Consider the following 24,180-nt stretch of genomic DNA (forward strand, 5'->3'; position numbering starts at 1 on the left):
GCGGCCCCGTCCGGATTGGGTTGAAGCTATTTCTTCTTGCTCAGCACGCTCTGTGGATTGAGGTTGCCGATGCGGCCCGACTCGCTGCCGGCGGCGGGATCGAGCACGGCGTTGATCAGCGTCGGCTTGCCTGAATCCATCGCCGCGTTGACGGCGCGCTTCAGTTCGTCCGGCGACGTCGCATTGACGCCGGTGCCACCAAAAGCCTCGATCATCTTGTCGTAGCGCGCGCCCTTGACGAATACGGTCGGCGCGGGATCGCTGCCGGCGCTGTTGACGTCGGTGCCGCGATAGATGCCGTCATTGTTGAAGATCACGATGCAGACCGGCAGATTGTAGCGGCAGATCGTTTCCACCTCCATGCCGGAGAAGCCGAACGCCGAGTCGCCTTCGACGCACAACACCGGCTTGCCGGTCTCGATCGCGGCGGCGATGGCGTAGCCCATGCCGATGCCCATGATGCCCCAGGTGCCGACGTCGATGCGCTTGCGCGGCTGGTAGATGTCGATGATGCCGCGCGCGAGGTCGAGCGTGTTGGCGCCCTCGTTGACCAGCATCGCGTCCGGCCGCTCCTTGACGATGGTGCGCAAGACGCCGAGCGCGCCGTGGTAATCCATCGGCGAATTGTTGTTCATCAGGCGCGGCGCCATCTTGGCGACGTTCTCTTCGCGCTTCTTGGCGACTGCGCTCATCCAGTCGGCGGGCGCCGCTTGCCAGTTGTTGCCCATCGCGGCGAGCATCGCCGAGACGCAGCTGCCGATGTCGCCGACGACAGGCGCCACGATCTCGACGTTGGAGTCCATTTCCTTGGGCTCGATGTCGATCTGGATGAAGCGCTTGGGCGCATCGCCCCAGGTCTTGCCCTTGCCGTGCGACAACAGCCAGTTGAGGCGGGCGCCGATCAGCATCACGACGTCGGAATCCTTCAGTACCGTCGAGCGCGCTGCGCCCGCGCACTGCGGATGCGTGTCAGGCAGCAGGCCCTTGCCCATGCTCATGGGGAGGAACGGCACGCCGCTCTTTTCGACGAACGACTTGATCGCATCGTCGGCCTGCGCGTAGGCGGCGCCCTTGCCGAGAATGATCAGCGGCTTCTTGGCGGATTTGAGCACATCGAGCGCGCGCTTGACGGAATCCGGCGCGGGGAGCTGCGCCGGCGCGGCATCGATCACCTTGACCAGCGACTTTCTGCCGGCCTCGGCGTCCATCACCTGGCCGAAAAGTTTCGCCGGCAAATCGAGATAGACGCCACCCGGGCGGCCCGACACCGCGGCGCGGATCGCCCGCGCCACTCCGATGCCGATGTCGGCGGCGTGCAGCACGCGGAACGCTGCCTTGCAGAGCGGTTTTGCGATCGCAAGCTGGTCCATCTCCTCGTAGTCGCCCTGTTGCAGGTCGACGATCTCGCGCTCCGACGAGCCCGAAATCAGGATCATCGGGAAGCAATTGGTGGTGGCGTGGGCCAAGGCGGTGAGGCCATTGAGGAAGCCCGGCGCCGATACCGTGAGGCACACGCCCGGTTTCTTGGTCAGGAAGCCCGCGATCGAGGCGGCGTAGCCGGCGTTCTGCTCATGACGGAACGACAGCACCCGGATGCCGGCTGCCTGCGCCATGCGGCCGAAATCGGTGATCGGAATGCCCGGCACGCCGTAGATCGTATTGACGTCGTTGAGCTTGAGCGCGTCGATGATGAGATGGAAGCCGTCGGTCAGTTCCCGCTCGGGTTCGGTGGTCTTGGGTTCGATGCTCTGTACTGCCGCGGACATTCCGCTTCTCCCTGATCGTTTCTTGGTGTGGACGGGTGGACCGTCCAGTGTGAAAACCTTCGTTCGGCTAAGACAGCTTTCGCTAGAAAAGCTCTCCCTAGAAAAGCTCCTGGCCGTGCGCCTCGACATAGGCGGCAAGGCCGAGCGTGTGGTCGCGCGCGCGCTTTTCCGCAAGCTCGGTATTGCGCTCTTCGAGCGCCTCGATGATGGCGAGATGCTCGGGCAGCGAGGTCGCGGTGCGGTCGACCCTTCCGATGGTCAATTGCCGGTAGCCGCGAACGTGCAGCAGGATGTCGTTGGTCATGTCAACCAGCACCGGCGATTCGCTGAGTGAGATCAGCGCCTGGTGAAAGGCGATGTTGGCCTTGGAATATTCCTCGACGTGATCCTGCGGCAGGCGGTCCTTGCCGAAATCCTTGAAGAAATCGCGCAGCGCGGAAATGTCCTTCTTGCGCGCGGTAGTCGTGATCAGGCGTGCGGCCATGCTCTCGAGCGCGGCCCAGGCCCGGATCATGTCGACGATTTCGGTCTTGGTGCGGCGCACCACCACGATGCCCCGGCGCGGCACCGTCTTGACGAAGCCGTCCTGCTCCAGCATCGCGATCGCTTCGCGAATAGGCGTCCGGCTGACGCCGAGGCGTTCCGACAGCGCGCGCTCGTCGAGCATCACGGGTTCAGGCGCAGCGTAAATATCCATCTTGAGGATGGCTTCCTTCAAGGCTTCATAAGCCTTGTTCTTGAAGCTGGTCTCCGGCGCGATCCGGACAATTGAGATTTCTGCCTCGGCCATGGTGGGCGGCGCCTTGGTTTGTTTCCGTTCGGGCACGATGATTCTCCTGTGGGGGAAGCATCCTTTACCAGAATAATCGTTGGAAGATTTTTGGCATACCAGATGCCAGGATGTCAAGGCGACGTTATTTTCAGCATTTCCAGCGGATGGCTTGCCTTGACAACTTCATTTCTGGCATACCAAATGCCATAAGGGCGAGATCGCCGCAATCCGGACGCCGTCCAGCGCGGGTGGCGGGTTCGGCCGCCGGAGACGGATTGAGTGGCCGCCAAACGCTTTTCCCGGAGTGGGTCAAAGGCGCGCAGGCGGTTCCGGGAACCAAAAAACGACTTCAAGGAGGAAACCAATGTCGAATTCGAAAGATGCGGTCCGCAAGATCCTCGATTCCGTGAAGGCGGATAAGCGGACCAGCCTGACGGCGCCGGAAGGCAAGCTGGTATGCGATGCCTACGGCATCCCGGTTCCGAAGGAGGGCGTGGCTAAATCCGCCGACGAAGCCGCCAAGATCGCGGCCGCCATGGGTTTTCCGGTGGTGATGAAGATCGTCTCGCCGGATATCCTGCACAAGACCGAGGCGGGTGGCGTGATGGTCGGCGTGAAAACCGCCGCCGACGTCGAAAAGAATTACGCGACCATTCTGGCGAACGCCAAGAAGTATAAGGCCGACGCCAAGATCGAAGGCATCCAGATCCAGCAGATGCTGCTGGGCGGCACCGAAGTGATCATCGGCTCGATCACCGACGGTTCGTTCGGCAAGCTCGTCGCCTTCGGCCTCGGTGGCGTGCTGGTCGAAGTGCTAAAAGACATCACCTTCCGCCTCGCGCCGGCTACCAAGGAAGACGCGCTGTCGATGCTCGACGGCATCCAGGCCCATGACATGCTCAAGGGCGTGCGCGGCGGCGACCCGGCCAACCGCGACGCGATGGCGGACATTATCGTCAAGGTCTCGCAGCTCGTGACCGATTTTCAGGAGATCGTCGAGCTCGATCTCAACCCGGTATTCGCCACCAAGTCTGACGCGATCGCCGCCGACGTGCGCATTGTCGTCGACTTCGATTACAAGCCCCGCCCGGCGCCGCGGCCGAACGAGGAAATCGTCACCGCGATGAACCGCATCATGATGCCGAAGGCGGTCGCCGTGATCGGCGCCTCCACCGAGGACGGCAAGATCGGCAATTCGGTGATGAAGAACCTGATCAATGGCGGCTACAAGGGCGACATCTACCCGATCCATCCCAAGGCCGCCGAGATCCTCGGCTACAAGGCCTACAAGAGCGTCAAGGACGTGCCGGGCGTGATCGACACCGCGGTGTTCGCGATCCCCGCGAAATTCGTCGCGGGTGCGCTGATCGAATGCGGCGAGAAGAAAATCCCGGGCGCGGTGCTGATTCCGTCGGGCTTTGCCGAAGCCGGCGCGCCGGAATTGCAGGCCGAGATCGTCGAGATCGGCAAGAAGTACAATGTCCGCCTGATGGGGCCGAACATCTACGGCTTCTATTATACGCCGGCCAATCTCTGCGCCACGTTCTGCACCGCCTACGACGTCAAGGGCTCGGCGGCGCTGTCGTCGCAATCCGGCGGCATCGGCATGGCGATCATCGGCTTCTCGCGTTCGGCCAAGATGGGCGTTTCCGCCATCGTCGGGCTCGGCAACAAGTCGGACATCGACGAGGACGATCTGCTGGCGTTCTTCGAGCAGGATCCGAACACCACGATCATCGCGCAGCATTGCGAGGATCTGAAGGACGGCCGCGCCTTCGCCCAAGCCGCCAAGCGTGTCTCCAAGAAAAAGCCGGTGGTGGTGCTTAAAGCGGGCCGCACGTCCGCAGGCGCCAAGGCCGCCTCGTCGCACACCGGCGCGCTCGCCGGCAACGACAAGATCTATGAGGATGTGCTGAAGCAGTCGGGCGTGATCCGCGCGCGGTCCTTGAGGCAATTGCTCGAGTTTGCGCGCGGCGTCCCGGTGCTGCCGACGCCAAAAGGGGAAAACATCCTGATCATCACCGGCGCCGGCGGATCGGGCGTGCTGCTGTCGGATTCGGTGGTCGACAACGGTATGTCGTTGATGGCGATGCCACCCGACCTCGATGCTGCCTTCAGAAAATTCATCCCTCCGTTCGGCGCGGCCGGCAACCCGGTCGACATCACCGGCGGCGAGCCACCGATCACCTATGTCAACACCGTCAAGCTCGGACTGTCGGATGAACGCATCCATGCGCTGATCCTCGGCTACTGGCACACCATCGTCACGCCACCGATGGTGTTCGCCCGCAACATGGTCGAGGTGAAGAAAGAAATGGAAGCCAAGGGCTTCGTGAAGCCGATCGTCGCCTCGCTCGCCGGCGACGTCGAGGTCGAGGAGGCCGCCGAATATCTCTACCAGAACGGCATTCCGTCCTATGCCTACTCGACCGAACTGCCGGTCGAAGTGCTCGGCGCCAAATACAAATGGGCGAGGGGCGCCGGGCTGCTGTAACAAGCCCGAAACGTCTCATTGAACGAAATGCCGTCCGGTGTGCCGGGCGGCATTTTTTATGAGGGCGTTACCCATGAATTCAACTCGGCTTCCGTAACATCAACCGGTTCACACTCGGCCGTCATCCTGAGGTGCGAGCCCTTGCGAGCCTCGAAGGATGGCTACACGTACTGCGCTGAACAACATCCTTCGAGACGCGGCCAACCGGCCGCTCCTCAGGATGACGTCGGAGATAGATGATCCAAACCTCGGAATCTTCGCGCTAAAAGCTGCCGACAAGCGTCAGCCTCACCGCCAGCGGCTCGATCGGGTGCAGCACGTAGTCCATGACGCCGTTCTGGCAGACCGCCGTCGGCGCCGTCTGCACCGGGAAGCAGAGGCTATAAAGGCTGTCGGTCTTGATCAGGGAACCGTAAGCATAGGTGATCTGGTTGGCTTTGCTGTTGAGCAGATTGAGCCCGTCGAGTTGGATGCGCCAGCCGTTTTCAAAACGATAGCCGATGCGGCCGTTGAAGATGCTGGTCGGCGGCGAGCGGAAGGCGTTGTCTTCGGTGAGCGGGCTTGAACCCAGATAGCGCCAGCGCAAGGTTTCGAACCAGCCGGTCTTTTCACCGATGGTAATGCCGCCCGACGCCACGACGGCCGGCGCGTTGGGAATGTAATTGCCGGGCGCGTTGCCGATCTGCGCCTGCGGAAACCCTGCCAGCGAATCGTAGAGTGTAGCCTGTTCGGTGTCGAAGCCGACGAACCGGGCGTGCGACAGCGCGACATCGCCGTCCAGCGCCAGCCACGACAGCGGCTGGTACTTGTTGGTCCATTCGATGCCGTAGCGTTGGCTCGGCCGGCTGGCGGAGGTATCGCCCGCGTCGCCGTTGAAAACGATCTCGGAGTCCTGGTCGAGGCCAAACAGGCTGATCGAGGAGTCCAGTCCCCGGATGAGTTTGCTGCGGACACCGACCTCGATGCCTTTGGTCCGCACCAATAGTGGCGAGGCCGACAACTTCGTGCTCGGATCGGTCGGCTCTTCGGTAATGGTCGCCCCGCGCGCGTCATTGCTGTGCATCCCTTCGCCGGCGCCGAAGAAAAATTCGGTCTTGTCGAACGGGCCGAGCACCATGGTGAATTTCGGGCTGGCGATCGCGGCCTGAACATTTCCGGAATTGTTGCCGTCGAAAATCGAAAAGACGCTGGCGTCGTAATAATCGCCGCGCACGCCAACCGTGGTTCGGAACCAGTCGGTCCAGTGCACGGTGTTTTCGGCGTAAACGCCGACGCTGCCTTCGCCAACCTTGTCGCTGCGGACATTCGACAGGAACGCGCGTTGGACGGTGTCGGTCAGAGCCAGGCTAATGTCGTCATATCGGGTCTGGACGCCGAAAGTGGTTTCCATCGGCCGCCCGGCAAACGATCCGTTGAGCGTTCGTGAGGCGTTGAGGCCGGTCATGACACGGTCGTCGTGCTGATGAAACTGGTCACCTTGGGACGGATTGGTCAGGAAGTAGGTGAAATTGTTGAACAGATCGAGTTCGCTTTTGACCACATAGACATTGCCCTTCCACGATCCGGCATCGTCGGTGCCGGCGACACGCGCGGACAACGCAAAGCGGTTGGTGTTGCCGCCATCGGTCGGGTCTTCCTCGCCATAGAGCCCGATCTGGCCCGAGGTAATGGCGCGTTCCGGTACCTGATCGGTCGAATTCCATTTGTTCGAATACGCCATGCCGGTGAGGGAGAAGCCGTCCTGCGCGGTACCCTCTGTGTAGCGCAACAGACTATTGATCTTGCGCATGTCGTCCGGATTGGCCCATGGCCCGTTATAGGTCCCGGCCTCACCCGCCAGCAGCAGCGTGCCGTCGCCGAGCCTGGTCGAGCCCATGCCGAAGAAGCGCTGATAGCCGAAGCTGCCTGACGTCACCGACGCCATGCTTTTGTCGACACTGTCGATCAGCCCGATGTGAAGATTGCCCGCCGAGCCGAAGTCGCCTTCGTCGGCATAATACGGCCCCTTTCGAACCTCGATGGTATTGACGGTCTCCGGCATCAGCCAGTTCAAATCCGAATAGCCTTGCCCATGCGCATGGGTGCGCAAATTGATCGGAACGTCATCGACGGAGATCGCCATGTCGGTCCCGTGATCGAGATTGTAGCCACGCAGAAAATACTGATTGGCTTTGCCCTCGCCGCTGTGCTGCGTGACGATGAGGCCGGGGACAGCTTCCAATATTTCGCCCGGGCGGGTGACCGGACGGGCGTTGACGTCTTCACCCGTGAAAATCATCTGGCTCGCCATGTTGGGCGGGCCAACGGCGCCCGATCCGGCATTTGGCGTGCCCGACGGGGAGGCGGCCTGCTGAAACGATCGATTCGCGGTCGCCGGTGTCCTTAGAGATCGCCGAATATTTTGGCTGTTGCGCTGGTGTGGTCGCCGCGGCTTGGCCGTGTGGCGCGGAGACGCCTCCACGGTGACGGGCGGCAACGTCGCGGAATTTGTCGAGGATGCGACGATCGCGACCGGCACCGGACTGGCGGCTTCCGGCAGCGATTGTGCCCGGAGCATCTGCGCGGATGCAAGCGCTAGGATGAAACTCGATATCGGCGCCAGCTCACGCCACCCGTTCGACACGCCACAGCCCCCGTACCGTCAAGAGGCGAAGCATCAGGCCTGAAACCCGCAATGGTCGTGGCCAGATTCACAACCGCGGTGTAAGCATTTCGCGCATCGTACTCTTATCGGCGGATGGAGCCGTATTCCGAGTATGATGTCAATGACAATTCATCATACTTGGTATGACGAAAGGCCCAACAATGCAGCGCATCACCATTACGCTCGACGACGACCTGATGGATGAACTGGATCAGATGATCGCCGCGCAGGGGTATCAGAACCGGTCTGAAGCGATCCGCGATTTCACCCGGGCCGGCATGCAGCAGGCTGCGCAAAAATCCGGAAAATCCGGTAACTGCGTTGCCGCGCTGGTTTATGTCTACGATCACGCCGCACGAGATTTATCGCGACGCCTGGTCGAGAACTATCACGGACACCACGACCTCTCGGTGGCGACGCTCCATGTTCACCTCGACGACGACAATTGCATGGAAGTAACCGCGCTGAAGGGGACCGGCGCCGAGGTCCAGCATTTTGCCGATCACATCATTGCCGAGCGCGGGGTACGGTATGGCCGCCTCGTGATGATCCCGACCGAGACCGAGAAGAAAGCCGGCAGCGCCCGAAAGGGGGCTCGTCATCGGCATCCGTGATTCAAGCGCGGTCTATCCGGTGAGCGCGCCCCGGCGTCAATGGCCCGGATGGATCGCCTCGCTGAGGTAGATGCAGGTGAGGATGGCGAACACGTAGGCCTGCAGGAACGCGACCAGCAATTCGAGCGCGGTCAGCGCCACGACCAGGCTAAGCGGCAAGACGGCGCCGAACCAGCCGATCAAGCCGAAAGCGCCGAGCATACCGATAAAGCTGGCAAACACTTTCAACGCGATGTGGCCTGCCAGCATGTTGGCGAAAAGCCGCACCGAATGCGAAATCGGCTTGATGAAGAACGCAATGATTTCGATCGGCACCACCACCAAGAGAACGTAGAGCGGAACACCGGACACCACGAACACCCTGAGAAATCCCAGGCCGTTTTTGTAGAAGCCGTAGATCAGCACGATGAAGAACACCAGGAGCGCCATCGCCGCGGTGACGATGAGATGGCTCGACACCGTGAAGGCGTAGGGAATGATCCCGATCACGTTCGAGACCAGAATGAACGTGAACAGCGAGAACACCAGCGGGAAGAACCTCATGCCTTCCGAGCCGGCATTGGTCCGGATCATGCTGGCGACGAATTCGTAGGTCACTTCCGCCAGCGATTGGATGCGGCCGGGGACAAGCCGTCTTGCCCCAGTGCCCGCGATCATCAGCAGCGAAATCACGGCCACCGAACCGAACATGTAGGCCGACGAATTGGTGAATGCGATTTCCTGTCCGCCAATATGACCAATGGTGAACAGTTTCGTGATCTGGAATTGTTCGATCGCGTCGACGGCCATTGGTCTCTCGGACTTCGGGTTTCGTCGAAGGCAAGCTTATACGGACACTCCGGGAAAACAACCCGCGGTTGGCGTTTGGATCGATGCAAGAGGGTGGAGTTCAGGAGGCGTTGGTAGCCGCGCGCATCCGCTGTAGGGCCCAATCGAGTCCGGCGGCGATGACGAGGCCGACGCAGGCCGTCAGGGCGTCGACCACAAAATCCTCAAGCCGTGCGTGCCGCCCCGGCGCCCAGAGTTGCAACAGTTCGATGACACCGATCATGACCACGGCGATCATCGCGGTGCGCGGCCGGTTCCGCGAATAGGCAAGGCCGAACGCCACCCCGATCAGAATGAAGGCAAAGGCATGTTCGCCGTCCTGGCCGAGATGCGAGTGCGGCCGATAGCTGGCCGGCCCGAGGGTCGCAAACGTGACCGCGGCGGCCAAAAGCCAGGCGAATATTCTCAAGACGATTGTCATCATCGCGCCGGGATATCACGATTTGCGGCCGGCGTCGGCTTCCCGTGAATTTCCGATGCCGTAGGGTTAATGGCGGCCGGCCTGTGCCCGATCGATAATCAAGGCGCTCAGTAATCAAAGGGCTCCATAATCAAAGCCCCTGGCGAATGCCCATGCCGCGCATAAAACTTTCCCGGAGCTGCACGGGGTCGCGACGGGTTTGCCCGGTTCCCGGCTTGTCGTCGATGCGTACGCCGATCAAGGTCGGTCCGGAAGCCGACAGCGATTGCTCGATGAGGCGCTCGAAATCCTCTTCATCGGCGGCCCAGCTAGAGTTGGTGATGCCAGAGCCGACGGCGAGGGCAACGATATCGGCTGTCGCGGAGCCCGGGATCGGCTGCGCGCCGGTGATCTGGTAGACGCCGTTGTCCATCACCACCATGCAGAGGTTCTTCGGCGCCAGCGTCGCGATCGTCGACAGACAGCCCAGTTGCATCAGGAGCGAACCGTCGCCCTCGAGCGCGAAGACGCGGCGCGTCGGCTGCGCCAGCGCGACGCCGAGCGCGATCGGGAAGGCGAGACCCATGCTGCCCAGCATGTAGAAATTCTGCGGGCGATGGCCGGTGGCCCAGAGGTCGAAATTGGTGTTGCCGATGCCGCCGACTACGGCCTCCTCGTGCTTCAGCTTCGCGACCAGCCGCGAGGTGAGGTCGAACCGGTTCATGATCTTGGTGTTGCGGGCGGAGGTATTTGCTTGCTTGCTCATGGGGGCGCTCACAGCACTTTGCCGCCGGTCAACAGCGGCGAGAGGATCAGCGCCACTGGCGCCTGGGTGGTGATGGCCTGCTTGATCGAGCGGTCAACGATGAATTCCAGTTCGTCGAGCCGGGTTACGGTGTGATGCTCCATCGCGAGCGAGTCCAGCACCGGCCGCATGGTGCGGCAGACCAGCGACTGTCCGTAATTGAATTCTCCCAGAGTCCCGCGCTCCGACACGAACATGATCAGCGGAATCTGATAGGGGACCGCGAGCGAGGCCAGCACGTTGGCCAGCGTCGCGAAGCCGCTGGTCTGCATCAACACCGCGCCGCGCATGCCGGCCATCCAGGCGCCGGAAACGATGCCCACCGCTTCTTCTTCCCGCGCGGTCGGGAACGTCGTGAAGAACGGATCGGCATGGATGTTCTTGATGAGGCTGGTCAGCACCCGGTCGGGAACGTAGGGCACCAGCCGGATCTCGTTGCGCTTGAGCGTTTCCAGCACGATGCCATGCCAGCTCTTGTCCGGGGCTTGTGGCGTGGTTTGTGCCTCGGCAGCCGCCATCGAATTCTCCCTCATGCTTTGCGCCGATGTTCTTGTCGCAACACGACCAGATGCGGTCGTGTCGAGGCGCCGAAACTTGACGCGATCCTTGGGATTGTCAACATGCCCAGGCGTACCCGTGGTCTGCGCTCGTGGCGGTGCTTTAAGGGCTGTCTTTAAGGTTCTTGGGGATGCCCTGGACCTGCCGGTGTGCGATAACACGGGCAACAAGAACGGGAGGCAAACCATGGCCTGGCGGTTGCGGATGTTGGCGGCGGCATTGGCGATGCTGGCCGCGGGCGGCAGCGCGTGGGCACAGTCGCCGTTTCCGTCGAAGCCCGTGCATATTTTCGTGCCGTATGCCGCCGGCGGCGCGGTCGACATCCTGGCCCGCACGCTCGGTGATGCGGTCTCGCAAAAATGGGGCCAGTCCGTCGTCATTGAAAACCGGCCCGGCGCCGGCGGCGTGATCGCCTCGCAGGCGCTGGTGACCTCGCCGCCGGATGGCTACGCGCTCATCGTGGTCGCGAGCGGCCATCCGACCAATCCGTTTCTCTATCCAAAGCTGCCCTACGACACCTTCAAGGATTTCACGCCGATCTCGCTGTTGGCTTCGTCGCCGAACATCCTGCTGGTGCGCGCCGATTCCCCATTCAAGACCGTCGGCGATGTGATCGCGGCGGCCAGGGCGAAACCGGGAAGCCTGTCCTTTGGCCACTCCGGAAACGGCACCTCGACGCATCTTGCCGGTGAGCTTTTCAAGAACCTCGCCAAAATCGAGATTGCCGGCATCCCCTATAAAGGCGGCTTGCCCGCGATCAACGATCTCCTCGGCGGACAGATTCCGCTGTCATTCAACAACGGACCGGAATCGGTCGGACAGATCCAGGCCGGCACCGTCCGCGCGCTGGCGGTCACCACCGCTTCGCGGGCGTCGTTCCTGCCCGATGTGCCGAGCCTGTCGGAGGCGGTGCCGGGCTACGACACTGAAGTGTGGTGGGGATTGCTCGGTCCGGCCAACATGCCTGCCGATCTCGTGGCAAAGCTCTCGCGTGATTTCGTGGCCGTGTTGAATACCGACGCCGTGAAGGAGCGCCTGGGCAAGCTCGGTGCGTCGCCGATCGGCGGTTCGCCCGAAGCGTTCGATGCCAAGATCCATGCCGACTATGACAAATGGGGCCCGATTATCAAAGCCGCCGGCATCAAGGCCGAATGATCGGGATGACGGAGGGCTGCGATAGGCTCCCCGTCACGGGCCGAACACCACCAGTTCGGTGAACGACAGATCGCTGAGGGGAGGCGCAAGCGGGCCCTTGAAATATCTTGGCGCCCAATCGGAACGATACCACCCGATCACGCCCGGGACCGCGCCATTGGAATCCGCGACGCAGAACATCACGCCCTCGCGCAGCAAAAAGCCCCCGAGCGAGCCGGTCCAATCGGCGAGGTCGTCGATCGAATGGCAATAGACCAGCTGCCAGTATGGCACGAGGTCCTTCAGGATCCAGCGTTCGACGAACACGAACGGCGTCGCTTTGCCGTCCTTCACGCAGATCAGGGATCGGCAGCCGAGACCTGCATGTTCCTCGAGCAGGCGGCGTTCGTCTGCCGACAGAAGAGCCGCTTCGGGCAGCGTATGCGAATATTCGAGCACCGCGCCGCCGGCTCGCGACGGACTGAGCGCGGGCGCAAATACGATCTGGCCATTGCTGTAGCGGCGAAATCCAATGCCTTCGGCCGCGCGCCGCGTCCGCGGAACCGGCGAGATCGTGGTGTAGGTGATATCCTTGCGTTTGATGGCGGCCGCGACCATTCGGAGCGCGTAGCTGCGATAATCGGAATCGACGCACCAGCTCGAAAGATTGCAGCGGATGGTCTCTAAGCCGTCAATGCGATAGAGCGTGAACAGCTGAAGCACGACGCCGACGATCTTTCCGGAATCGTCCAGCGCGTAGCCGTATTTCGGACAATCCCTCACCGCCGGCCGCAACGCCATGCGATCGAGCGCGAGCTCCCAGTATTTTTTGCCCTTATACGGAAAGCCGCGAAACAGGCAATCGGCGACTTGCTCGCGGTCTTCCTCGCGAATGGGTCGCGACGTCAAATCAGGGCGCATCGCTCCGAGGACCGCCATGTCAGATTACCACAGGTCGCCGCGTCGCGTCATGGGATCATCTCGTTTTGCGCGAGGCCAAGCTAAGTCAACGCATAGCCGCATACAAGCATCGCAGGATGTGTGACGGCATATTAGCCGCTATATGCTTAAGCGTTGCATCGCTACAAAAGAAAATTTGCTGGAGAGGATACGCGTTTACGACATCGCGGGAGCGATCGGTGGTAACTGTTTCGGATGCGTGCGCCGATGCAGCCTTACCGCATCGCTTCCCGTCGCCGGTCCGGCAAAGCTTCATGGATTTCCAACCAAGGGTTCCGCCAACAATGTCCGTCAATAACAAGCGCGTGTTCTACGTCAAATACCTGGCCCATCCGATCTATGCCGAGATCCTCAAGGCGCGCGCCGATGTGCGGCTCGACCGTCTCGAAAACGAAAGCCCGGACGAGGTCTCGGCGCCGATTCTCTCGGCGGCGCATGTCTATCAGATCGGCGCCGCGCGAGATGAGCTTGCCCGCCACTTTCATGTCGATGCTGATCTGCTGCGGCGCGCGCCTAATCTATTATTGGTCTCCAGCAACGGCGCCGGCTTTGATCCGGTTGACGTCGAGGCCTGCACGGCGGCAGGTGTCGTCGTCGTCAATCAATCCGGGGGCAATGCCAATTCGGTGGCGGAGCACGCCGTCGGCATGCTGCTGACGCTGTCGAAGCGCATCATCGAGGCGGATCGCGCGCTGCGACGCGAGGCCAATGTGGAGCGCAACGCGTTGATGGGCACCGAGGCGCAGGGCAAGACCATCGGCATCGTTGGTCTCGGCAATGTCGGCCGCCGTATCGCCGAACTCTGCCGCGGCCTGCTGCACATGAACGTATTGGCCTACGATCCCTTTCTTTCGGCAACCGAGATGGCGGCGCGTGGCGGCGAGAAGGTCGAGCTGGATGATTTGCTGCGCCGTTCCGATTACGTGTCGATCTCGTGCCCGCTGACCAAGGACAATCGCGGCATGATCGGCGCACGCGAGTATGCGCTGATGCAGAAGCATGCCTATTTCATCACGACCGCGCGCGGCTTCATTCACGATGAGGCGGCGCTGGCTGAGGCGCTGCGCAACAAGCAGATCGCCGGCGCCGGCCTCGACGTCTGGGCCAAGGAACCGCCGCCGCCGGACCATCCGCTGTTGCAGTTCGACAATGTGCTGGCGAGCCCGCATACGGCGGGCGTGACCAAGGAGGCGCGGGAAAACATGGGCAGGATCGCGGCCCAGCAGGTGCTCGATGCGCTCGACGGCAAGCGGCCGCCGCGTATCATCAATCCCGAGGTATGGCCGGCCTACGTCAAGCGCTTCGAACGCGCTTTCGGATTCGCCCCGGCCTGAGCGCTTAGCTGGTTTGGCCGGGTTTTCGGAGGAGAAATTTCTCCCCTTAGCGGCCTCGGCTCGGCAATAAAACCACTGCCATCGCCCAACAAGACGATGGCCGTGTTGCTATTTTTCCCATGTCCTCGACACCCAGGCGGGCTCGGACCACATTCCTGCTTGGCGTTGTTGGCGGAACCGCTGTTCCGCGGGCGCCTTTCGGGAATTAGGGTATGCAGCAGGTCGTAACATTGCTTCGAAAGGCGCCGTCGCAGATCCGGCGCCGTCTCGCTGCGTTCGTCGCCATCGCGGCGGCCAGCCTGCCGGATGTCGGCGCCTGAGCGGTCGGTACCGCGCCATCGAAGACCCACCTAAAGCGCCAATGGCACGAACTTGAGCGAGAAGCGCGCTCCCGAAGGATCGCGGTTTTCGACCGTGACCACGGCGGAATGTAACTCCGCGATGCGCTGAACGATCGAAAGGCCAAGGCCGGTGCTACCGGCCTTGCGGCGATCGCGGCGCCAGAAGCGCTGGAAGATCAGGTTGCGTTCCTCCTCGGCAACGCCCGGTCCCTGATCCTGCACACTTACCGTACCGTTCTGGTCGACGATGAATTCCACGGTCGTCCCGGGAGCGGTGTGGTTGATTGCATTTTCCGAAAGGTTGCGGATCGCGCGGCCCAGCATTTCCGGATTGCCCTTGACCCAAACCGGCTCGGCAGTGCCCAGCAGGGCAACATCCTTGCCTTGCGCCAGCGCCAGCGGGGCGACGAACTCCGCGACCTCGGCGGTGACGGATCGAAGATCGGCTTTTTCGAGCGGGTCCACGACGAACGCATCGAGCTCCGCGATGTCGAGCAACTGGCTGATGATGTGCGCCATGCCTTCGACGTCGCGCTGCAAGGCCTGGCGCATTTTCTTGTCTTCGAGAAGGTCGAGCCGTGTTCGCAGGATGCTCAGCGGCGTGCGCAGTTCGTGCGCGGCATCGGCGGTAAAATCCCGCTGAATCCGGAAACCTTGTTCAAGCCGGTCCAGCGCCAGATTGATGGCGGATACCAGCGGGCGCACCTCGCGCGGGATCTCGTCGGTCGGCAGCCGCACGTCGGTACGCGTCGGTCCGATGTCGCTGGCGATCTCCGAGGCCTCCCGCAGCGGCCGCAGCGCGCGGCGGAAGATCGCAATGTCTGCGATCAGCAACACCATCAGGATCGGCAGCGTGATCCATCCGACATCCCGGTAGAAATCGGCGACGATGTCGTCGATCAGCACGTCGCGGTTGGCCAGATCCTCGCCGGCCTGGATCCAGACCGACTGGCCGCCGATGGTCTTCCTGACGCTGGCGCCCGACACCGTGGCGTCGCCAAGCCGTTGTTGCAGAAACTCGACGTCGCTCGATCGGGCATCGGCGGGAAACAGCGCCGCGTTATCCCGCAGTGAGGAGAACAGGACGCGCCCGTGATCGTCGATCACCGCATAGGAGTAACGGCCATAGGCCTGCGAATAGAGCCCGAGCAGGTCCTGCGGCAGGTCCAGTTCGAGATGGCCGTCGGGCTGCGCGGTCAGATGTTCGCCGACCGAGACGGCCTGTTCCTGCATCGCTTCGTTGTGAATGTTGTTGGTGGCATAGTTCAGCAGCCACGACAGCGCCAGCGACATGAAGACGGAGGTGATGACGACGGCGACGACATGGAGAACGACGATGCGTGAAAGGATCGACTTGAAGCGCAACACGCTAGTTCTCCTCGGCGATCAGGTAGCCTACTCCCCTGATCGTATGCACCTGGACCTTGGCGCCGCGCTCCGAAAGCTGCTTGCGCAGTCGGTGAACGTACACCTCGATGGCGTTCGAGGCGACCTCTCCCGAGTGTCCGAAGATGTGATCTTCGGCCTGCTTCTTGGAAACCACGCGGCCCTTGCTGCGCATCAACAGCTCGAGCACCTCGGTTTCGCGGGCCGACAGCAGTTGCGGCTTGTCGTCGATCGAGGCTTGCCGGTTTCTGGTATCGAATTCGAGATTGGCGATCCTAAGCGTGCTGCCGAGCAGATGGCCCGGCCGCCGCAACTGAGCCTCCAGCCGCGCGATCAGTTCTTCCAGCGCGAACGGCTTGACCAGATAATCATCGGCGCCGCTGCGCAGGCCGTGGACGCGGTCGTGCAAGCCGCCACGCGCGGTCAGAACCAGAACGGGAATCGGATTGTTCCGGTGTCGCAGTTCGCGCAGCAGCGCCAGGCCGTCACCGTCGGGCAATCCGAGGTCGAGGATCAGCGCTGCGTAGAACGTCGTTAGAAGAACGCTGGTGGCTTCTTCAACCGTCGAGAGCACGTCAGTCTCGTAGCCAGCACTCTGCAGGCCCTTTGCCAACAACTCGGCGAGCTCCACATTGTCTTCCACAATCAATAACCGCATGCGCAGCGCCTCATCGATTGACCTAAAATTCAAGGCGAGAGCCTTTTCCGTTCCGATGGAATCGGAACGGGGCTCTAGTCTTTTTTTGACGCGTTTTCTTGACGCGAACCGGTGGCCACTTCGCTCGAAAACGCTCTAGCCATGAACCGAGTCAGATCGCCAAACAAGGGCTGAATCTTAGAAAAACGCCGGCTTATGTAAGGTTGATGTAAGGAAGAGCGAGGCGCTCTGCGATAGCCGCACAACGATGACTTGGCGGGAATGCGCGGCGGATCAGACGGCGCTTCAAGTTTCAGGTATGAAGCCGATGATACAATCTTAAGATGAATGGCGTTCGCCGAAGGAGGCGAGCCGAGGGGAGGCAGGCGCGACCGCCCGGCTCGCCGCTTGACGCGCCCCGCGCGGTGGTGCGGCGCAAGCCCGCCTGCACGATGATACCTGCGCGCCCTGGTCTGAGTAATTTGTCTCGCATTAGCAGCTATTTCATTAATTTAAGTTAGTCACCGGGGTCTGGGCGCCGTCCCCGGCGACCTCCATTCCAGCGGCAAGGTGCTTCATGCTTGGCAATCTCAAAATATCCTCCAAGCTGTTGATGATGGTTTGTCTTTCGGTGCTCGGCATTGCCGCGGTCGCGGCGGTCGGGCTGTCCACGCTGCGAAACAATTTGCTGGAGGACCGCAAGGCCAAGCTCCACGATGTCGTGCTGTTGGCGCGTCAGGCGGTCGATCTGAACTATCAGGCCTCGCATCAGGCGGGGCTTTCCGATGCCGAAGCTTTGGAGCGCGGCAAGGCGCTGCTGCGGACGCTGCGGTTCGGCAAGGACGATTATTTCTATGCCTTCAGCCCGCAAGGGCTGGTGCAGTCGCATCCGAACCCGAAGGTTGAAAACAAGAATCTGTACGATGTGCCGGATTCCGACGGCGTGTTTTTCACACGCCAGCAAATCGAGCTGGCCGCGCAGGGCGGCGGCTTTGTCGGCTACCGCTTTGCACGTGCGGGCGGCGACGAGCCGATCCCGAAAGTCTCCTATGCCACCGAATTCAAGCCCTACAACTGGACCATCGGCGGCGGAATCTATCTTGACGACATCGATGCGATCTTCTGGGCGCAGGTACGCCAGATCGGCGCGTTGGTCGGTGTCGCGCTGCTGCTGGTGGTCGGCATGTTCGTGCTGCTCGGCCGCAGCATCGTCAATCCGATCAAGGCCATGACAATAGCGATGCGCAAGATCGCCGACGGCGAGACATCGACGGCCATCCCGGCGCAGGAACGCCGCGATGAAGTCGGCGCCATGGCGCAGTCGGTGCAGATCTTCAAGGACAACATGATCGAGGCGTCCCGCCTGCGCGGCGAGCAGGATGTGTTGAAGGTCCGGTCGGATGCCGAGCGCAAACAGCTCGTCAACCGGATGGCCGACGATTTCGAACACGGGGTCCGCGCGTCGCTCGACACTTTGACGGGTGCTGCCGCGGAGATGCAGGCGACGTCGAAGAGCATGTCGGCGACGGCCGGCGAAGCCAGCCATCAGGCGACCAGCGTTGCGGTCGTGGCCGAGCAGGCCTCGGCCAACGTGCAGACGGTGGCGGCGGCGACCGAGGAATTGTCGTCGTCGGTGTCGGAAATCGGACGCCAGGTCACGCAATCGACCGAGATCGCGGGCCAGGCGGTCGCCGAGGCCAACCGCACCAACGTCACGGTGCAGGGCCTGTCGGCCGCGGCGCAGAAGATCGGCGATGTCGTCAAACTGATCAGCGATATCGCCAGCCAGACCAATCTTCTGGCCTTGAACGCGACGATCGAGGCCGCGCGCGCCGGTGACGCGGGCAGGGGATTCGCGGTGGTTGCGAGCGAAGTCAAATCGCTTGCCAACCAGACCGCTAAAGCGACCGAGGAGATATCGGCGCAGGTCGCTGCGATGCAGGGCGCGACCGCGGACGCGGTACAGGCCATCGAGGGCATCGGCCGCACCATCGGGTCGATCAACGAGATCGCATCGGTGATCTCAATCGCGGTCGATCAGCAGGGGGCCGCGACCCGCGAGATCGCCCGCAACGTGCAGGAAGCCGCCCAAGGCACCGGCCAGGTATCAAGCAACATCTCGGGCGTCAATCAGGCGGCCGACAAGACCGGATCGGCGGCGAGCAAAGTGTTGTCCTCGGCCGAACAACTCTCTGGCCAGGCCGCAACCTTGCGTGCCGACGTCGATCGCTTCCTCGCCAATATCCGCGCGGCCTGATGGTGCGGCGCGTCGCGCGTGAGCTTGATTTGAATCGGGCTTGAGCCGCGACGGAAACGCGCTCCCTCTCCCACCCAACTCGGGTTTACCCGAGTTGGGCATCAATATTTGTCGAAGTCGGATATATCCGACTTCGAATGGGAGAGGATCGGGGTGAGGGGGTACGACCTCTCGTTAAGCGCCCCTCACCCGATTTGCACCGGACGATGCTTCGCATCGCCGGGAGCAAATCGACCTCTCCCCGGCGGGGAGAGGTGAAACAGAGACGACCTCAATCTTGTTACGCTTCAGATCCGGAACGCCTTCAGCAGGGCCTGCTCGGCGTGGCTCTGGTATCGTTCCTTGTGCCGCAGAAAAAGAAACGGACGCCGGGGCATTTCGATCCTGACCCGATGCAGCCTGCCGGCGGCCAGCGAATGATCCACCACGAGGTTTGATATCGCGGTGGCGCAGTCGCCGGCTTCGACGGCGGCGCGGATCGCTTCGTTCGACGGTAGTTCGAGCACGACCTTCAGGTCGGCGGGTTTGACGCCGAGTTTCCTGACCGCGGCCTCGAACATCGAACGGGTGCCGGAGCCTTTTTCGCGCAGCACCCATCCGGTCGCCGCAAGACTCTTCGGAGCGATCCTGCTTTGGCCGACCCAGGGATGGCGCATCCCGACCACGACGACGAGTTGATCGCCGTCGATCTTGCGGGCCGAGAGTACGGGATCATCGATATCGCCTTCGACGAATCCGACGTCGGCATGCCCCTGGTGAACCGCTTGCGCCACCTGTTCGGTGTTGGCGATCGTCACCTGCAGATCGATGCCGGGGTGGGCCGCCTGAAAGGCCTGGATGCGCGGCGGTAGCCAGTAATTGCCAACGGTCTGGCTCGCGGCCAGCATCAGCGAGCCGCGCTTGAGCCCGGCAAGATCGTTGAGCACCTCGGCGGCGGCCTTGGCCCGGGCGATGACGGCGCGGGCCTCACCCAGAAAATCACGCCCGGTCTGCGTCAGCACGATACCGCGTCCCACGCGGTCGAACAGCTTTATGCCATAACGCGCTTCGAGCGCCGCGATGGCGGCGCTCGTTGCGGATTGCGTCAGGTTCAGTTCGCCCGCGGCCTGGGTGACGTGCTGCTTTTCGGCGACCGCGATGAAGATGCGAAGCTGTTCCAGGGTCATGCCTTCTATCCCATCAGTTTTATCAGGCCGAGGCTGAAGCTGGCGATGAACAGGAAGGCAAGCGCGCCAAGCAAAGCGGGGCGAAAGCCCTTGGCCGCGAGTTTGCGGATATCGGTTTCCAGGCCCATCGCCGCCAGCGCGACCGACAGCAGGAACGTGGTGACGGCCACGATCCAGACCTTGGCCTCAGTGGGGATCGAGACCACGCTGTTGACGCCGACCAGGGCGACGAAGCCCAGCACGAACCACGGCATCGGCGGGCGAGCGGAAGTTGTCTCGGCGCCAGAGTTGGTCTTGCGCGCGGTGCGGTTCGCCATCAATCCGAGCGCGATCACCATCGGGGCCAACAGCATGACGCGGGACAATTTGGCGATGGTGCCGAACTCGCCGGCCTTCTGGCCGTCCTGGAACGAGGCCGCGACGACCTGCGCGATTTCGTGGATCGACGCGCCGCTCCAGAGCCCGAAGGCGTGCGGATCAAGCCGCAGCAATCCCGGCAGCAGCGGATAGGCAAACATTGCGACCGAGCCGAACACGGTGACGCAGGCGACCGCGTAGGCGACGTCCTCGTCATGCGCGTTGGTGACGGTGTTGGTGGCAATCACCGCCGAGGCGCCGCAGATCGAGGTGCCGGCCGCGATCAGTTGCGCCAGCTTGCGATCGACGCCCAACACGCGTCCCATCCACACCGTGAAGGCAAACGTCGCCACCAGCGTCGCTGCGATGATCCCGATGCCGCGGCCGCCGACCTCGATCACCTGAACGATCGTCAATTGCAGGCCGAGCAGGATGATGGCGATGCGCAGCAGCCGGCGCATGCTGAAAGTCACGCCCTGTTTCGCCCAGGCCGGCGTGCCGACCAGATTATGAAACGCGATCCCGATCACGATGGCGAGGATCATCGGGCTGAACGTCGTCATCCCCGGCAGGTGCCTGACGGCATAGGCGGCGGCGGCGACCATGGCAGCGAGAAACAGGCCCGGCCAGATGCCGTTGGCGTGCAGGCCCGACCAGTTGATAGCCTGGGCGGGAAGCGCGCGAACGGCGCGCCGGCGTGGTGTTTTGCTGGTGTCGGCATTCGATATCGCGGTCATGGGTTGGCTCCCTGAAACGGTCCAACCCACTATCGGGCGTCGCATTCAATCAATCCAACAGATTATAAATGTAAAATCAATCGATTTTATAGATCAATTGGCGCGACTCGACTGGACGCCCGCCCAATGCCTATCATCGACGGGAACATGGATCGATAGAGAAGGGATCATTGCCGAGCTGTGCCTGGCTGCGCCAAGCGGGTGGCGTGATCAGCGCCCGGAAGAAATTTTCGGTTGACGTTTCTCGTTGAAAGGTGTGGTTCGGGCTATCGGTGCCTCTGGAGTTGTTTGTCGCATGTCGCAGACTGATTCACCCGCAGCGAGCATTCCCCGTTCGACGTCGCACGGCACGTTGCGCCGTCTGGCGATCCCGCTGATCGCGGCGGTGGCCGCTTTGGCTTTTGTCGCACTGGCCACGTTGCGTTGGGACGCCTGGGTCGGCAGCGCCGCGGTGCAGACCACCAACGATGCCTATGTTCGTGCCGAGACGACCCAGCTCTCCAGCCGCGTTGCCGGCGAGGTGCTCGTCGTCGCGTTCAGGGACTTCCAGCGCGTCAAGGCCGGCGATCTCTTGATCCAGATTGATCCGGCCGACTACGAAGCGCAGGTCGCGCAGGCGGAAGCCGGCGTGGAAGGCGCGAAGGCGGCACTCGATAATCTCAACAATCAGGTTGAGCTGCAATACGCCACGATTGCGCAGGCCGAGGCGCAGCAATTGTCCGCGGAAGCCATTCAGGTCGAGGCGCAACAGGAGCAGGAGCGCCAGAAAACCTTGACGCAGACGGAGGCCGGCACCCGGCAGAAACTGGAACAGGCCGTTGCCGAGCTTGCCAAGGCGCAGGCTGATGTTCACGCGAACCGGGCATTGATCGCAGCCCAGCGCCACCAATTGGAAGTTCTTGGCGGAACCAAGAAGCAGCGCGGCGCTGATGTGCTGGGCGCGCAGGCAACGCTTGCCGCCGCCAAGTTGCGGCTTGGCTACACCAAGATCGTGGCGCCGTTCGACGGCGTGGTCGGTGAGCGCGAGGTGCAGCCGGGCGATTACGTCAACATCGGCAGCAACCTCGTCAACGTCGTGCCGCTGCCGGACGTTTATCTGATCGCCAACTACAAAGAGACCCAGCTCACCCGGGTCAAGCCTGGCCAGCCCGTCGAAATCACGATCGACAGTTTCCCCGATGAAACGCTGCATGGCCGGGTCGAGCGCATTTCGCCGGCCAGCGGATCGCAATTCGCGTTGCTGCCGCCCGATAATGCCACCGGTAACTTTACCAAGGTCGTTCAGCGCATTCCGATCCGGATCGCGCTCGACAAGGGGCAGCCCTTGATCGACCGGCTGCTGCCGGGCATGTCGGCGGTGACCCGTATCCACGTCGAGGATGGCGCGCGATAGAGCTGGATAGCTAACGAAAATGCCGGAAGCCAAGCACATCCAGGCCGGACCGGTATCCACCGGCACAGCATCGCACCGGCCGATCTTTGCGGTCGGCGCGGTGCTGCTCGGCGCGTTCCTGGCTAATTTCGATAGTCGCCTGTTCACGATCGGACTGCCGGATCTGAAGGGTGCGTTCGGCCTGAGCTTCGATGAGGGGGCCTGGCTCAGCACGGCCGCGACCGCCTCGCAAATCGCAATCGCGCCGGCGGTGGCGTGGCTTGCGACCGCGTTCGGGTTGCGCCGCGTGCTCGCCATTCCCAGCCTGGTCTATGCGCTGGTCTCGCTGGCGATCCCGCTGGTGCGTGATTTCAACGTGCTGATGGTCCTCACCGTCATTCACGGCCTGCTGCTCGGCACCTTCGTTCCGGCGACGTTGATGATCATCTTGCGTAATCTGCCGACGCGCTGGTGGCTTCCGGCGGTCGCGCTGTATTCGATCCGGGTCGGCGTTTCGCTGAATGTGGGTATTTCGGTTGTCGGCTTCTATGTCGACCATGGGGCATGGCAGTGGCTGTTCTGGCAGGACATCATCATCGCTCCACTGCTGGGCCTGTTCGTCTATCTGGGAACGCCGCATGAGAAGGTGAACTCCGAAGTGCTGGTGGATGCCGACTGGGGCGGCATGCTGTTGCTCGGTCTCGGATTGGCGATGATCTACGCGGGCCTCGATCAGGCCAACCGGCTGAACTGGTTCGAGTCCGGCACTATCGTGGCGCTGCTTTCGGCCGGCGGTTTGCTGACGCTGGGTTTCTTCATCAACGAGACCATCGTGCGCCGGCCGTGGGCGCACACCAACGTGCTGTTCTCGCGCAATGCCGGCCTCGCCATGGTCGTGATCGTGCTCTACGCGCTGACCAGCCTTTCGAATTCCTCGCTGGCGCCGAATTTCCTGGTCGCCATCGACCAGTTACGGCCGGAGCAGACCGGCCCGCTGTTCCTGAACTATGCGATCCTGCCGATGCTGGTGCTGCTGCCGCTCTCGATATGGCTGATGCGGCGCTTCGACGCGCGGGCGGTGATGGTGATCGGTTTGGCCGCGTTCGGGGTGGCTAGTCTGCTGGGTACGCAGCTCACGCATGATTGGTCGCTCGGGGATTTCATCCCGATGGTGCTGTTGCAGTCGGTGGGGCAGACGTTCACGTTGACACCGATCGTGGTGTTGGCGCTGTCCAATGCCGACCCTGCGCGCGCAACGGCGTTCGCGGCCTACATCCAGGTGATGCGGCTCGGGGGCGCCGAAATCGGCATCTCGCTGATGGCGACCTGGCTGCGGGTCCGCGAGCAGGTTCATTCAAATTTTCTCGGCCAGCACATCGTCAACGGTAGTGCCGACGTCAACCACATGCTGGCGAAACTGTCGCAGCATTTTGCCGGCGCCGGCAGTGGCGTCGCGCCGGCGCGGGCGCTCGATCTGCTCTCCACGCTGGTGCAGCGCGAGGCCAATACGCTGGCCTATATCGACGGCTTCTGGCTCACCGTCTGGTTCGCCATCGCAGCCCTCGCGCTGGTCGCCCTGATCGGCCCATCGCCAAAGGGCCCGCTATCGCCGCATTAG

General features: G+C 62.3%; 19 protein-coding genes. 7 read left to right on the forward strand and 12 right to left on the reverse strand.

Going from position 1 to position 24,180, the window contains the following annotated elements; all coding sequences use genetic code 11:
- Positions 1–26 precede the first annotated feature (26 nt).
- A complete protein-coding gene (gene oxc, locus GSQ88_RS21780; protein ID WP_159009807.1) occupies positions 27–1,766 on the reverse strand; it encodes an oxalyl-CoA decarboxylase in 1,740 nt (579 codons plus the stop codon).
- A gap of 97 nt (positions 1,767–1,863) precedes the next feature.
- A complete protein-coding gene (locus tag GSQ88_RS21785) occupies positions 1,864–2,556 on the reverse strand; it encodes a GntR family transcriptional regulator (protein WP_502706760.1) in 693 nt (230 codons plus the stop codon).
- A 346-nt stretch (positions 2,557–2,902) separates the two neighbouring features.
- Between GSQ88_RS21785 and GSQ88_RS21790 the strand changes: the two genes are divergently transcribed.
- Positions 2,903–5,032 (forward strand): acetate--CoA ligase family protein, encoded by a 2,130-nt coding sequence (locus tag GSQ88_RS21790; RefSeq protein WP_159009809.1) that lies wholly within the window; start codon positions 2,903–2,905, stop codon positions 5,030–5,032.
- A gap of 262 nt (positions 5,033–5,294) precedes the next feature.
- On the opposite strand, the gene GSQ88_RS21795 is transcribed toward GSQ88_RS21790, so the two are convergent.
- A complete protein-coding gene (locus tag GSQ88_RS21795) occupies positions 5,295–7,322 on the reverse strand; it encodes a TonB-dependent receptor (RefSeq protein ID WP_246784902.1) in 2,028 nt (675 codons plus the stop codon).
- 515 nt (positions 7,323–7,837) lie between these two features.
- Between GSQ88_RS21795 and nikR the strand changes: the two genes are divergently transcribed.
- Positions 7,838–8,290, forward strand: coding sequence for a nickel-responsive transcriptional regulator NikR (gene nikR, locus GSQ88_RS21800; protein ID WP_159009811.1), 453 nt, complete (start codon positions 7,838–7,840; stop codon positions 8,288–8,290).
- Positions 8,291–8,326: 36 nt separating this feature from the next.
- Here the strand turns inward: nikR and GSQ88_RS21805 are convergent, their stop codons facing one another.
- From GSQ88_RS21805 to GSQ88_RS21820, 4 genes are all read right to left on the reverse strand, one after another.
- Positions 8,327–9,079 (reverse strand): F0F1 ATP synthase subunit A, encoded by a 753-nt coding sequence (locus tag GSQ88_RS21805; RefSeq protein ID WP_159009812.1) that lies wholly within the window; start codon positions 9,077–9,079, stop codon positions 8,327–8,329.
- Between the two features lie 100 nt (positions 9,080–9,179).
- Positions 9,180–9,539, reverse strand: a complete 360-nt coding sequence (locus tag GSQ88_RS21810; protein WP_159009946.1) for a VanZ family protein — start codon at positions 9,537–9,539, stop codon at positions 9,180–9,182.
- A gap of 130 nt (positions 9,540–9,669) precedes the next feature.
- Positions 9,670–10,284: a thiamine pyrophosphate-dependent enzyme gene (locus tag GSQ88_RS21815; protein WP_159009813.1), complete on the reverse strand. Its 615-nt coding sequence runs from the start codon at positions 10,282–10,284 to the stop codon at positions 9,670–9,672.
- 8 nt (positions 10,285–10,292) lie between these two features.
- Positions 10,293–10,841 carry a thiamine pyrophosphate-binding protein gene (locus tag GSQ88_RS21820; protein ID WP_159009814.1) on the reverse strand — a complete coding sequence of 183 codons (549 nt, stop codon included), beginning with the start codon at positions 10,839–10,841 and terminating at the stop codon, positions 10,293–10,295.
- 226 nt (positions 10,842–11,067) lie between these two features.
- Here GSQ88_RS21820 and GSQ88_RS21825 point away from each other — a divergent pair, with 226 nt between their 5' ends.
- Complete coding sequence (locus GSQ88_RS21825; RefSeq protein ID WP_159009815.1) at positions 11,068–12,036, forward strand: Bug family tripartite tricarboxylate transporter substrate binding protein; 969 nt, start codon at positions 11,068–11,070, stop codon at positions 12,034–12,036.
- A gap of 33 nt (positions 12,037–12,069) precedes the next feature.
- Here GSQ88_RS21825 and GSQ88_RS21830 read toward each other — a convergent pair whose 3' ends face one another.
- Positions 12,070–12,954, reverse strand: a complete 885-nt coding sequence (locus GSQ88_RS21830; RefSeq protein WP_246784903.1) for a GNAT family N-acetyltransferase — start codon at positions 12,952–12,954, stop codon at positions 12,070–12,072.
- A 305-nt stretch (positions 12,955–13,259) separates the two neighbouring features.
- Here GSQ88_RS21830 and GSQ88_RS21835 point away from each other — a divergent pair, with 305 nt between their 5' ends.
- The gene (locus tag GSQ88_RS21835) at positions 13,260–14,309 is read left to right on the forward strand and encodes a hydroxyacid dehydrogenase (protein WP_159009816.1); all 1,050 of its coding nucleotides are present in this window, start codon (positions 13,260–13,262) and stop codon (positions 14,307–14,309) included.
- A 350-nt stretch (positions 14,310–14,659) separates the two neighbouring features.
- On the opposite strand, the gene GSQ88_RS21840 is transcribed toward GSQ88_RS21835, so the two are convergent.
- A complete protein-coding gene (locus GSQ88_RS21840) occupies positions 14,660–16,018 on the reverse strand; it encodes a sensor histidine kinase (protein ID WP_159009817.1) in 1,359 nt (452 codons plus the stop codon).
- 1 nt (position 16,019) lies between these two features.
- Positions 16,020–16,694 (reverse strand): response regulator transcription factor, encoded by a 675-nt coding sequence (locus GSQ88_RS21845; protein ID WP_159009818.1) that lies wholly within the window; start codon positions 16,692–16,694, stop codon positions 16,020–16,022.
- Positions 16,695–17,250: 556 nt separating this feature from the next.
- On the opposite strand from GSQ88_RS21845, the gene GSQ88_RS21850 reads away from it, so the two are divergent.
- The gene (locus tag GSQ88_RS21850) at positions 17,251–18,930 is read left to right on the forward strand and encodes a methyl-accepting chemotaxis protein (RefSeq protein WP_159009819.1); all 1,680 of its coding nucleotides are present in this window, start codon (positions 17,251–17,253) and stop codon (positions 18,928–18,930) included.
- Between the two features lie 287 nt (positions 18,931–19,217).
- Here the strand turns inward: GSQ88_RS21850 and GSQ88_RS21855 are convergent, their stop codons facing one another.
- Together GSQ88_RS21855 and GSQ88_RS21860 are read right to left on the reverse strand one after the other, a co-directional pair.
- Positions 19,218–20,096, reverse strand: coding sequence for a LysR family transcriptional regulator (locus tag GSQ88_RS21855; protein WP_159009820.1), 879 nt, complete (start codon positions 20,094–20,096; stop codon positions 19,218–19,220).
- A 5-nt stretch (positions 20,097–20,101) separates the two neighbouring features.
- Complete coding sequence (locus GSQ88_RS21860) at positions 20,102–21,190, reverse strand: YeiH family protein (RefSeq protein WP_159009821.1); 1,089 nt, start codon at positions 21,188–21,190, stop codon at positions 20,102–20,104.
- A 295-nt stretch (positions 21,191–21,485) separates the two neighbouring features.
- Here GSQ88_RS21860 and GSQ88_RS21865 point away from each other — a divergent pair, with 295 nt between their 5' ends.
- Together GSQ88_RS21865 and GSQ88_RS21870 are read left to right on the forward strand one after the other, a co-directional pair.
- Positions 21,486–22,583 (forward strand): HlyD family secretion protein, encoded by a 1,098-nt coding sequence (locus GSQ88_RS21865; protein ID WP_159009822.1) that lies wholly within the window; start codon positions 21,486–21,488, stop codon positions 22,581–22,583.
- A 19-nt stretch (positions 22,584–22,602) separates the two neighbouring features.
- The gene (locus GSQ88_RS21870; protein ID WP_159009823.1) at positions 22,603–24,180 is read left to right on the forward strand and encodes an MFS transporter; all 1,578 of its coding nucleotides are present in this window, start codon (positions 22,603–22,605) and stop codon (positions 24,178–24,180) included.

The sequence above is a fragment of the Bradyrhizobium sp. S69 genome, assembly GCF_009766005.1.
Taxonomy (GTDB): Bacteria; Pseudomonadota; Alphaproteobacteria; order Rhizobiales; family Xanthobacteraceae; genus Bradyrhizobium.